This window comes from Bacillus sp. JJ1773, assembly GCF_036962035.1.
Taxonomy (GTDB): Bacteria; Bacillota; Bacilli; order Bacillales; family Cytobacillaceae; genus Cytobacillus.
Genome location: NZ_JBALNX010000028.1, coordinates 89,676 through 102,024 on the forward strand (window position 1 = coordinate 89,676; position 12,349 = coordinate 102,024).

General features: G+C 38.2%; 9 protein-coding genes. 3 read left to right on the forward strand and 6 right to left on the reverse strand.

The window, feature by feature from the left end; translation table 11 throughout:
* Positions 1-179: 179 nt before the first annotated feature.
* The 4 genes from V7127_RS07415 to V7127_RS07430 form a co-directional block, all read right to left on the reverse strand.
* Positions 180-1,046 (reverse strand): SDR family oxidoreductase, encoded by an 867-nt coding sequence (locus V7127_RS07415; RefSeq protein ID WP_335353427.1) that lies wholly within the window; start codon positions 1,044-1,046, stop codon positions 180-182.
* Between the two features lie 68 nt (positions 1,047-1,114).
* The gene (locus V7127_RS07420) at positions 1,115-2,275 is read right to left on the reverse strand and encodes a CaiB/BaiF CoA transferase family protein (protein ID WP_335484548.1); all 1,161 of its coding nucleotides are present in this window, start codon (positions 2,273-2,275) and stop codon (positions 1,115-1,117) included.
* Between the two features lie 33 nt (positions 2,276-2,308).
* A complete protein-coding gene (gene hutU, locus V7127_RS07425) occupies positions 2,309-3,979 on the reverse strand; it encodes a urocanate hydratase (protein ID WP_335484550.1) in 1,671 nt (556 codons plus the stop codon).
* Between the two features lie 162 nt (positions 3,980-4,141).
* On the reverse strand, positions 4,142-5,659 hold the full coding sequence (locus V7127_RS07430; protein ID WP_335484552.1) for a helix-turn-helix domain-containing protein: 1,518 nt from the start codon (positions 5,657-5,659) through the stop codon (positions 4,142-4,144).
* A gap of 299 nt (positions 5,660-5,958) precedes the next feature.
* Between V7127_RS07430 and V7127_RS07435 the strand changes: the two genes are divergently transcribed.
* The 3 genes from V7127_RS07435 (at position 5,959) to V7127_RS07445 (ending at position 9,760) form a co-directional block, all read left to right on the forward strand.
* The gene (locus V7127_RS07435) at positions 5,959-6,543 is read left to right on the forward strand and encodes a helix-turn-helix domain-containing protein (protein WP_335353431.1); all 585 of its coding nucleotides are present in this window, start codon (positions 5,959-5,961) and stop codon (positions 6,541-6,543) included.
* 234 nt (positions 6,544-6,777) lie between these two features.
* A complete protein-coding gene (locus V7127_RS07440) occupies positions 6,778-8,316 on the forward strand; it encodes a Na+/H+ antiporter NhaC family protein (protein ID WP_335484554.1) in 1,539 nt (512 codons plus the stop codon).
* Positions 8,317-8,332: 16 nt separating this feature from the next.
* Entirely contained in the window at positions 8,333-9,760 is a 1,428-nt protein-coding gene (locus V7127_RS07445; protein ID WP_335484556.1) for an amidohydrolase family protein, read from the forward strand.
* A 222-nt stretch (positions 9,761-9,982) separates the two neighbouring features.
* Here V7127_RS07445 and V7127_RS07450 read toward each other — a convergent pair whose 3' ends face one another.
* On the reverse strand, positions 9,983-10,762 hold the full coding sequence (locus tag V7127_RS07450) for a sulfite exporter TauE/SafE family protein (protein ID WP_335484558.1): 780 nt from the start codon (positions 10,760-10,762) through the stop codon (positions 9,983-9,985).
* A gap of 161 nt (positions 10,763-10,923) precedes the next feature.
* Entirely contained in the window at positions 10,924-12,345 is a 1,422-nt protein-coding gene (locus tag V7127_RS07455; protein WP_335484560.1) for a Na+/H+ antiporter NhaC family protein, read from the reverse strand.
* Positions 12,346-12,349: the final 4 nt, after the last annotated feature.

A 12,349-nucleotide genomic window follows, 5' to 3' on the forward strand; every position in this document is an offset into this window, starting at 1 on the left:
TATAATTTTGAATAATATGAATATTCAAAGGGGAATCCTTTCTTTTTATACAGATATCGCATGATTTATGGCAATTTTTTTAGATTTTAATATTTTTTTTCGCATGAAGTTTATTTTATCTAATTCGAGCGGCCCCAAAGGGATAAATTTAGCCCCTTTAAAGCAAGGAGCTTGAAAATTTATTTAGCACTGAATCGTTGCAGCGCCCCGGTTAAATGTTCCCCTCCGTCAACTTCTAGCGTAATACCCGTAATAAAGTCGCCGCCTGGTGACAGTAAATAGGTAACTGCCGTTGCCAATTCGTGAGGAGTCCCCATCCGTTTAATTGGCAGACGGTTAACTAGGTTATCCATGTTTTGAGATTCGTAATTTTCTAGGCCTGACGTGTCAATGATCCCAGGGGCCACGGCATTGACAGTAATTCCATAAGGCCCCCATTCAGAAGCCAAGGTTTTCGTCATATTTACTACTCCCGCTCGGGCAGCTGATGCATGAACCATTCCAGGTATACCTGAAGCAAGACAAAGTACAATATTAATAATTCGCCCATTTTTATTATTATCAGTCAGGTGGTGGGCAAAGGCGGAGCTCATTAACCATGTCCCATGCAAATTCAGGTCAACAACCGATTTAAATCCGTTCAAAGAAAGGTTGAGGGCGGGTGCAGCAAATTGACCACCAGCATTGTTAATAAGAAAGTCTACCGTTCCCCATTGTTCTGTTACCGTATCAAACAAGTCTTTAACTTCCTGCTCATTACGGATATTTACAGGATGACTGTCGGCCTTGATTCCTTCTTTTCGCAAATCATCGACAGCATTTTGAAGACGTTCTATCGTTCGCGAAGCTAGGATTACGTGGGCGCCCAGTTGCCCTAATTCTCTAGCAATGGCAAAACCAATCCCTGTCGCTCCACCAGAAATAATGGCTGTTTTACCTTCAAATAATTTTGGTGCAAAAATAGATCGGGCAGCTGCCGCATTTCTTTTATGGACCTGTGAATCGGCCTCTAGCGGTGTTAGGATCGTATCTTTAGCGTTCGTCATGTTACTAAGCCTCCTTAGCAGTATTTTAAAAAGAGAACAATCAACACGGGATTGCCCCTCTATGTCGTTTAGACTTCTATATCCTTGTAGCCCAAAATAGTTTGCAGCACTTCATCCGTATTCTCTCCAAGACTAGGAGAAGGATTTTTAATTACCGCTGGTGTACTAGAAAATTTTACAGGATGACCTGGTATTTTTACTTTACCGGCAATGGGGTGTTCAATTTCTACAAGCATTTCCCTTACCGATATGTGATCATCTTCACAAATTTCATCTATATTTAAAATCGGGGAGCAAGGGATACCAGCCTCGTTAGCCTTTGAAACAACAGTAGATACAGAGTATTGCTTTGACCATTCTTCGATCCTATCTTTTAACTCATTTTCATTAATTTTTCTAAGAGGATCTGTTTTAAATTTTTGATTTTCGCTTAATTCGGGTTCCCCCATCAAATGACACAGCCGTAGAAAAAGTGAATCATTGGCAATGGCAATAACAATATAGCCGTCCTTACACGCATAAACATCAAAAGGAGAGCTGATTGGATGGCGGCTACCAATACGCGTGGGAAGTTCTTCATTAATCGTATATCGCATAATATTGCTTTCTAGCAAAGAAAAAATACTGTCTACCATAGCAACATCAATCAACTGACCTTCTCCCGATTGCTGTCTATGAAATAGTGCAACCATTGTTCCATAAGCAGCATATAAGGCAGCACTCATGTCACCTAATGAGGATCCCGTTCGAGTTGGAGGGGTGTCATCATACCCTGTAATGCTCATCATCCCTCCCATTGCTTGTGCAATGATGTCATAAGCAGCGCGCTGGCTATAGGGGCCATATTGTCCAAAGCCAGAAATGGAGGTGTAAATTAGGCTTGGATTTATCTTTTTCAAAGTTTCATAGTCTAAACCTAATTTTTTCATTACGCCTGGACGAAAATTTTCAACTAACACATCGGATTTTTCTACAAGGGATTTTATGATTTCAATCCCCTTTTCCGTTTTTAAATCTATGGCTATGCTCTTTTTTCCCCGATTAAGGTAAATAAAATAGCCGCTCTCGTCATTCTTATATGGACCGAAATGTCTAGTATCATCACCGCTTTCGGGCCTTTCTATCTTAATGACTTCTGCCCCCATATCGGCCAAAAGCATTGTACAATATGGGCCAGCTAATACTCTCGTAAAATCTAGTACTCTAATGTTTTCAAGGGGTCTATTCATTTCATTCACCTGCCTATTTTTTTAGTAAACTATCTATTGAAGCATTGGAATATGAATTCCTTTTTCTTTAGCTGTTCGAATCGCAATCTCATAACCTGCGTCTGCATGCCGGACAACACCCGTTCCCGGATCATTCGTTAAAACGGTTACTAGACGTTGTTCCGCTTCCTTACTGCCATCGGCAACAATCACAACCCCTGAATGGAGAGAGTAACCAATTCCAACCCCTCCGCCGTGATGGAATGAAACCCAGCTGGCCCCACCTGCTGTATTAAGCAAAGCATTTAGGATTGGCCAGTCCGCTATTGCATCACTGCCATCCTTCATCCCCTCGGTCTCACGGTTTGGGGAAGCAACTGATCCCGAATCAAAATGATCTCGCCCTATAGCAATTGGAGCTTTTAGTTCCCCTCTTGCAACCATATCGTTAATTATTTTTCCAAATTTCGCTCTTTCCCCGTATCCTAACCAGCATATTCGTGCAGGGAGTCCTTGAAATTGAATTTTTTCCTGTGCCATTTTAATCCACTTGCATATATGTTTGTTATCGGCAAATTCTCTTAAGATGACTTCATCCGTTTTATAAATATCTTCCGGGTCTCCTGATAAAGCAACCCAGCGGAATGGACCCTTGCCTTCACAGAATTTTGGCCGAATATAAGCCGAGACAAACCCAGGAATATCAAATGCTTTTTCGACACCTTCCTCTTTTGCAATCTGACGAATATTATTGCCGTAGTCAAATGCAATAGCACCTCGCTCCTGCATAGTAAGCATTGCTGCAACATGAACAGCCATGCTTGCTTTTGAACGCTTAACATATTCATCTGGATTTTCCGTTCGCCATTCTTTTCCTTCATCTAATGTCATCCCGATTGGTAAGTAGCCATTTAATGGATCATGCGCGGATGTTTGATCTGTAACAATATCAGGTATGAAATTTCTTTTCACCATTTCTGGTAAAATTTCTGCAGCGTTGCCAAGTAAACCAATAGAAAGTGCCTTTCCATCCCGTTTCGCATTCATTGCCAATTCAATGGCTTCATCTAGTGATTCAACCATCCGATCTAAGTATCGAGTCTGAATCCGCTTTTCAATCCGTGTTCGGTCAACTTCTACAGCTATGGCGACTCCATCATTCATCGTGACAGCTAAAGGCTGGGCACCACCCATTCCCCCTAGACCAGCTGTTACAGAAATAGTACCCCTTAAACTGCCATTAAAATGCTGCTTCGAACATTCTGCAAAGGTTTCATACGTTCCCTGTACAATCCCTTGGCTTCCAATATAAATCCAGCTACCAGCAGTCATTTGTCCAAACATCATCAGCCCTTTTCGATCAAACTCATGGAAATTCTCCCAATTTGCCCAAGCCGGAACTAAATTAGAATTGGCAATTAGTACTCTTGGAGAATTCTTATGTGTTTTAAAGACCGCTACCGGTTTTCCCGATTGGACAAGCAGGGTTTCATCAGATTCTAATTTCTTTAATGTCTCAACAATCGCATCATAACAATCCCAGTTCCTCGCTGCTTTTCCAATCCCGCCGTAAACAACAAGATCTTCTGGATATTCCGCCACTTCTTGATCTAAATTATTCATTAACATTCGAAGGACTGCTTCTTGTTCCCATCCTTTTGTATTCAATTCAGTCCCTTTATAGTTTTTTACAATTCGTTTATTTTTTTGCTGCAATTTCACCATTTCACCCTCTTTATGGTTTTATCTAATTCATCCGTATTAGATTAAATAAATTATATGAAAGGTGAAATCGATAAAATAGACAGAATATTTTAGAAATTAGATACATTTTTAAGAATTGAAAGTATAGATTTTCTCTACTTCTCGTAAATAATATTAATTTTTTTAGCTTTTATTATTTTCTTTAGAATTTAAGTTAACTTTAGTGCGGTCTCTTGAGGTTCTAAATTCCCTTGGAGTAGTTCCAGTTACTTCTTTAAATATTTTCCCGAAGTAACTTGAGGTGGTAAAGCCGGTTCGCTCGGCAATTTCTTGAATGGACAAATTCGTTTCAATTAAATAACGCTGTGCCTTATTTATACGAATATTGGTCAATATTTGTCTAAAAGAGGTACCATGTTTTCTACTAAATAAATTGCTTAAATAAGCAGGGCTTCTATTCACATATTCAGCAACCTTATCTAACGATAATTCTGAATTGCCATAGTGGTTTTCCAAATACATAATCCCCTGCTCAATGACATCAATACGACTTAAATCTGTTTGTTTTTTACCTTCATCAATAACTTCATTAATAAACAAAAGCATTTCCTGAACAATTCTATTTAAAACAGGACCATATAAAATGGAAGTAAACAATTGATGATAAAGTTTCATCATTCGTTCATTTCCTAGATTGTATGTTTTCATAAAACGATGAATTTGGGCTAGTATACTTGTCATTCTGGAGCGAAGTAATCCAGGCTCGGGAAAAGGCTCAGATAGATTTAAAAATTCTTTATACATCCAATCTCTAATTCCATCTTTAGATGAACTATTTAACATTTCAATCCATGTTCTAATTTCTGCCGGTGTTAAAAATACATCAATTGGCACCCACTTGCTGACTGACTTAAAATGCAGAATCTGTCGATAGCCTTTAAAAAAGGTCAGCTCCATAGCCTGTCTAGTCTGAAGATATTTTTCATTTAAGGACAGATCATTTGATGTATCATCATTAATAACAATCGCGATTGGATCATGCCTTATTTCTTCCCATGTTCTAAGGATTCGATGTGCCTCCTGTTTAAGTAAATCCCCTTCAATAGTAAAGACACAAATTAAGCAATCACTCACCGGAAATAGGATTGGTTGATATTGAAATTCATAGGTCTCCACAAATGATAGTAAATTATTGATTTCATTCCGGCTTTCTGTTTGCAGCATCATTAAGTGAAAATCTCTTCCCTCCACTTCATTCTCCAGAAATAAAGAATGATAGGAGAGTACATGCGGTTGGCTAGAATTTTCTTGCGGTTTATTGACGTTATTCTTTTTTAAGTTATGAATACACTTCTGCAAGGTTCTTTTTATTTGCGTTGGGGAGTTCGGCTTTAGCCAAAAATCCCTGGCCCCTAATTCAATTGCTTGAGCAGCACGATCAAATGTTGCTTCCATGGTCATCACAATAATCTCATGCCCATATTTTTCGGAAATCTTTTTATATGTGTCCCAAAGCTTGTTAGGGATCATATCTAATTCAACAATAACAATATCAGGAAGCTTATTTTCTGTTATTTCAATTAGTTCCTCAACAGATGCTGCGTGAAATACCTGTTGAAAGGGAGTTGAAAAAGAGGAAACTAGCCAATTAAGACCAGTTCGTTCATTATTATCCCGATCGGCAATCAATAATTTGTACATGGTTATTCTCCTTTCAACCATTCAACTTCTAATTTAGTCAGAATATTTAAATTTAGTAGATTAATAATAACAAACTTTTAGAGGAGATGATAAAAATACTAAAATATAAAAATAATACTATTTTTGCGGTAAATATTTTAAAAGTGTCACCATTGTCCCTTTTTCGAAACTGTATGGTATACTAATTGAGAATATTTAAAATACTAAAGATTGATTTTCCTTAAGAGGTTAATCGCCATAATAAACCTTTGTACGAAAGATAAACCTACATAAAAGTTGCCGGAAGGGCGGAATAAATAATGGACAGCAGTTTAATTCGACCTGAACTTCCGGTCGAAATAATAGGAGAAAAAATTCGCTCTATAAGGAAGAAGTCCCTATTAACTGTAGACGAAGTCGCGGAAAAAATTGGATTAAGTCAAAGTATGGTTTCTCAATTAGAAAGAGGAAAAGCAAAGCCTTCTCTTGATACATTGTGGAAATTGAGTATTTTATTTGATGTATCTCTATCCTACTTTTTTGAAGGTATTGAAAAACAATCCGTTATCGTATCTAGACGGGACGAGCAAGAGATACTCAAGATGAGACATAAAAATGTTCAATACAGAGTATTAGCTCCTCTTACTGGACGGAAAATTGAGTTTTTTGAAATTACGGTTAGCCCCGATCAGGGAGAGGAACTCCAATTTTACCCTCATAATGGAGAAGAAGGCGGAGTTGTCATACAGGGAGAATTAGAGGTCCTTATTGGCGATAAAACATATCTGCTGAAACAAGGAGATAGTATTTATTTCGACAGTACGCATCCCCACGCTTTTCGAAATCCAGGAAATCTTCCTGCGGTTGCTATTTGGACAGGCACTCCTTGGGAGCCCATTAATTGAAAAACAGAGAAGGCTGCTGAAACATTTTTCGGCAGCCTTCTCTGTTTTTTTGTACTTAATTCCATAATGACACACGCAAAACCACAATATGATTTAACAAAATATAAATATAGTTAATATTTTTATTGAATTTTGTATTTATTGTGTTATATTTTTTGCATAGGCTAAATTTTTAAAATATTCAGCACTATGAGGAGTATTTATCTAAAAAAAATTTATACAGGGGGAAAATGTATGGAATTTGGAGCTTTATCACTATTGCCGCCATTAGTTGCCATTGTAATTGCTTTACTAACAAGACAGACCATTTTATCTCTATTTATTGGAGTATGGGTAGGAGCCACCATCATTAATTCTTGGAATCTTTTGTCAGGATTTGCAAAAAGTATTTCTGATTATATGATTCCCTCCATTGCCGATCCATGGAATGCAGGGCTACTAATCTTAGTCAGCTTGGCGGGAGGATTTATTCATATTTTAAGAGTAACTGGGGCTGCCCAAGCATTTGCTCAAGTGGCCACGAAAAAAGTAAACACACGAAGAAAGGCACAAAATGTTACATGGGGCAGTGCATTTCTATTCTCTTATACAGAGCCAGTTCTTATCCTAGGAACGATTATGAGACCATTAACAGATAAGCTAAACGTTTCCCGAGTTAAGCTAGCCTACATTTTGGACTCAATGGGGTGCTCCCTTGCATCTATGTCACCTATCAGCAGTTATGGTCCTTTCATTACCGGACTTATTGCAACTCAAATTACGGCACTAAGTCTAACGGACAACCCTTGGACATTATTTATTCAAATGATTCCTTATAACCTATATGGACTATTTGCGATGATTGGTGTTTTATATGTAATCAATACTGGACTGGATATCGGCCCTATGTATCATGCAGAAAAAAGAGCGATTGAGACTGGTAAAGTGATAGGAGAAAATGACAAGCCATTGGTAGCTACTGAAAAGGCGGACGAGTTTCCAGAAGGATATACATTTAAATTCCATCAATTCTTAATTCCAATGCTGCTCCTATTCATTACGATTTTTACCGTTATTTTTTGGACAGGAAATATAGTTGAAAATGGGTTTAGAGGTGCATTTATTAATGCAAATATTGTTTTAGCCATTTCATGTGGATTTTTAACAGGTTCTATTGGTGCAGGTGTGATATCCGTGGCATCCAAGCTTCATACGGTTAAGTCTGCTTTTGATGAGTTCACGCAAGGAATCATTAATTTAATGATTGTTCCAATGATTCTTGTGTTGGCATGGTCCATTGGAAAAATTGCAGGTCAAATGGAGTTAGGTGCCTATATGTCTTCCATTGTCGGTGACTACTTGCCTTCATTTATTGTCCCTGCTTTAATCTTTTTACTTGGCTCTTTAATTGCCTTTGCAACAGGGAGCTCCTGGGGCGTATTTGCGATTATGATGCCGATTGCCATTCCGATGGCGGTCACGATGGACATCCATATCCCACTTATCATTGGGGCTGTTATTAGCGGAGGTTTGTTCGGCGATCATTGTTCACCTATTTCAGATACAACCATCCTAGCCTCAACTGGTGCAGCATGTGATCACATTGAACACGTAAGAACTCAGCTTCCTTATGCGGTATTAATCGCGGTCTGTACATTAATAGGTTTTATTGTAGCCGGTGCAACAGTCGGCTGGTTAGGAATCATTACTACAGCATTTACAACATTTATAGCTCTCTATCTCCTAAATAAGAAAGCTAAGCATTCGCGAAATTCATTAAATATCAGTATGTAAAAAGGAGAGAAGTGGATTGAAAGTTGATCTGATTATACAAAATGCACATATACTTACAATGGAAGGAAAAGGTGTAGGGTTTATAGAAAATGGTTCCATTGCCATTAAAGGAAACCTTATTGAAGAGGTTGGGAGTACCGATGAAATAAAAAGAAACTATAAAGCTGATAGAATTATAGATGCAACAAACAAATTAGTAACACCTGGTTTTATTGATGCCCATATCCATACAGGAATTGCTATTTTCCGAGGAGTCGCTCAGGATATGTCAAACTGGATGCAAAAGGGACTTTGGCCGTTTCAAAAGCATTTGCAACCAGAAGAAAGCGTTAAAGGATCAATGGTCAATATTATTGAAGGAATTAAATCTGGAACAACAACCTTTTGTGATTACGATGGAAGAATGGACCTAATTGTTGAGAATTACAAAAAGATTGGTGCAAGGGCCCGCCTTGCTGAACTCGTAAATGAAATTCCGGATAACGTGGGTGATTTACCTGTTGGGGAACTATATCCTTTCAATCCATCTATCGGAAATACAAAGCTGAAAAGAAACCTTGAATTATTTGAAAAACATCATGGGACTGAAAATGGAAGAATTACAGCCATTTTAGGTCCGCATGGTCCTGATATGATGAGTTTGGAGCTACTTAATGAGATCAAAGAGTATGGAGATAAATTCGATACTAAACTTCACATGCATGTTGCTCAAGGTGATAGAGAAATTGATCAGATGATTAAACGTTACGGCAAAAGATCGATTGATTTCCTTGAAGAACATGGGTTTTTAAATGATAGATTAATTGCTGTACATTTAACCGAAGCCACAAATGAAGAAACTGAAAAAGTTGCTAAAAGCGGTGCCGGCATGGTTTATTGCTCCGGCAGTATCGGGATTATTGATGGTCTAGTCCCTCCTGTTTACCACTTCCTACAGTCAGGCGGTGTAGCTTGCTTAGGTTCCGACCAAGCTCCAGGCAATAACTGCAACAACATGATAAATGAAATGAAATTTGCAGCAATCTTAAACAAAGTAAAATTAGCTGATCCAAGAGTATTTAATGCCACCATGGCCTTAAGAATGGCAACCATCGAAGCAGCAAAAGTAATGGGAATTGATCATGAAGTCGGATCGATCCGAAAAGGAAAAAAAGCGGACCTGGTCATAATTAATTTACAAGACCCATCCTTCTTCCCAGTCTACACAAAGCCAATTAGGAATATCGTTCCAAACCTAGTCTATTCTGCACGAGGACACGAAGTAGAAACTACTATTATTGATGGCCAAGTGATTATGGAAAATAGAAAAATCCTCACCATTGATGAAACAGCTGCTATTACTGAGGCGCAACAAGCTGCTGAACAAATCGCCAATAGAGCTGAAAAAGATATTTTACAAGCGGAAAGTGATATTTTAACGATGGTCAATGAAGGATTACTATAATACTATGAAGGGGCATCCAAAAGTTGACTTCTGGCTTTGGATACCCCTTTTAAGTTTCTTTGGACCTAAAAGGCGTTTTAGAAGGAAAGCATTCTATAAACAAATATGCTTCAATTTATAAGGTGAACAAACCCACGATTATGGAAAGGTGTCAACAACGTTAAAGTTATTTACCTAGCAGTGGTCTGGCACCCGGATTTCAAACCCTACCTCTATTAACAATCACGAAAAAATATCAAACCAAATCTTTACTGCAGTTGCCAAAATTAATATCGATAAAATAGCTTGTAATGATTTGACTTTCACCATTTTGCTGCACTTTGCTCCAAACGGTCCACCCAGAAGACTAGCGATGACCATAATAATGGCTGGCAAAAACAAAACCTGCCCCGTTGTTAATTTACCAATTACTGAACCAAAAGAAGAAATAAAGGTGACAGCTAATGAGGTTGCAATTGTCATTCTCATTGGAATCTTAAGAACAACTAACATGACAGGGACAAGAATAAATGCACCAGCTGCACCAACAATGCCAGCTGCAACACCAATTACAAAGGATACTCCTGAAGCAATAAATTTATTAAAGGTTACATGGTCTAACGGGATATCTTCCGTTCCCTTTCTTGGGAAAAACATCATTACTGCTGCTACTGTTGCTAACACACCATATGTAATGTTAATAAAATTATCTTCAAGATACTTTGATCCATATCCTCCGATAAAACTACCTATAACAATACTTATTCCCATATAAAAGATAAGTCCCTTATTCAAATAGTTTCCTTTCCGAAACACCCAAACCCCACCGATAGTTGAAAAAAAAACTTGCACCGCACTAAGACCCGAAACTTCATGGGACGTAAAGGCTGTTAAACCTAACAAAGGCGGGATGTATAACAACATAGGGTATTTAATAATGGAACCGCCAATACCAAGCATTCCTGATAAAAATGAACCAAAGAAGCCAATCAAAAAGAGGATTAACACTAAGTCTATACTCATTTTTCCTCCCTCCATAAACCTTTCACTTGTTAAGTACATAAACAAAAATCGGGGCAAATTACCTGTATGAAGTCTTTTTCGCTCCGCATAAACCGTACTTGGTAATTTCCCCCGTAAAATACCAAAACTATTAAATTCTATAGTTTCATTTGGAAGATATATTAAATTGTCATTTTAATGGATGGATCACTTTTCTCCTCTTCTGAGTTTGCAAATTTTCGATTCCAACCAGTGATTACGGAGAAAATCAGTACAGCTATTATCGCCCATCCATATGGGTGCAAAAATGCGGATCCAATTGAAGGTAAAGGCAAGTTCCATTCTTGTGATGCAGTAGTTAGCACACCATACCAAACGATTACAATAATGTGCCATGGTATCATGTAAAAAATTGAACACACTGCGCAATCCATTAGATTAGCAGTTCTTTCTGCTGATAACTTGAATTTCTCCCCGATAGATTTGACAAAGCTTGGTCCAACTAACAGTATTGCCGGAGCATTGGCTGCAATCGGTATAGAAACAAGGAATGTTACAAATAGAATAGAAAACTCAGCTTGCCTTACACTTTTAACGATGTTATTAAGAGCCCATTTTAATACCGAATCCATGACACCGCTTTCAATAACAATCTGCGTAATCGCTAAAACTAATAAAGCGAAAATGATTGCACCTGTTACCCCGCTTATTCCATCTTGGATAAGCCCTGTACTTTCACCACGCTTTGCAGGAAGACTGAAAATAGCAGCTAATTTCAAGTTTCCATTCAATAATCCAATGGCCATCGCACTTATATTTCCGTAAATAAGGGCTTCGATGATATGGCGTTTTGCAAATGCGGCAATGATGACAATAACCATACTTAATAACATTGTTAGTCCAAGAATATTTGTTTCAACTTCAATAGTTGGCTGGGTAGCACTACCTCCCGCACCACCAAATATTATAAAGATGACTGCTGCTATTATTCCGGCTATTATAACTAGCGGAAATCTACTTTTAACTACATTTCTCATTTGTGCACCTTGCGTATATGCTGAAACAATCGTTGTATCTGACACTGGAGCAAGATTATCTCCAAGAGCAGCACCAGATAGAATGGCAACTGCTAACATGGCTGGGTCAGAACCTAAGTAAATTCCAGCTGGGTATAGCACGGGAATTAGTGAAATAACTGTTCCTGTTCCTGTACCAGTACCTGATGCAAATAAGGAAGCAGCGATGAATGCTAATAATGTAAACATTGCACCTTGTGCACCTGTCTCTAGTCCGAACCATAATAATCCTTCCACGAGCCCACCAGCAACCATCAACTGACCAAATACTCCTGCAAACAGCCAAGCCGTTACGATTACTACTCCATTCTCATTACCTATTCCCCTCATAATTGCTTTGCAATAGTGCTCTTTATCTTTAGCTAAAAATAAAGACAAAGCAATTGCTAGCCATCCAGCTGCCCAGAAAGGAGCTGTTCCCCCTCTTTCTCCTACCGACAACCAAATTAAAATCGCAATTAAAAAGAAAAGTGGTGCAACCCCGCCCCAAAAACCTCCATACATTTCCAATCGTTTATCCTTAATCAATATT

Bases quoted from the DNA above. Each gene is read 5' to 3' on its own strand.
- V7127_RS07415 (WP_335353427.1), bottom strand. From the start codon at position 1,046: ATGACGAACGCTAAAGATACGATCCTAACACCGCTAGAGGCCGATTCA.
- V7127_RS07420 (WP_335484548.1), bottom strand. From the start codon at position 2,275: ATGAATAGACCCCTTGAAAACATTAGAGTACTAGATTTTACGAGAGTA.
- hutU (WP_335484550.1), bottom strand. From the start codon at position 3,979: ATGGTGAAATTGCAGCAAAAAAATAAACGAATTGTAAAAAACTATAAA.
- V7127_RS07430 (WP_335484552.1), bottom strand. From the start codon at position 5,659: ATGTACAAATTATTGATTGCCGATCGGGATAATAATGAACGAACTGGT.
- V7127_RS07435 (WP_335353431.1), top strand. From the start codon at position 5,959: ATGGACAGCAGTTTAATTCGACCTGAACTTCCGGTCGAAATAATAGGA.
- V7127_RS07440 (WP_335484554.1), top strand. From the start codon at position 6,778: ATGGAATTTGGAGCTTTATCACTATTGCCGCCATTAGTTGCCATTGTA.
- V7127_RS07450 (WP_335484558.1), bottom strand. From the start codon at position 10,762: ATGAGTATAGACTTAGTGTTAATCCTCTTTTTGATTGGCTTCTTTGGT.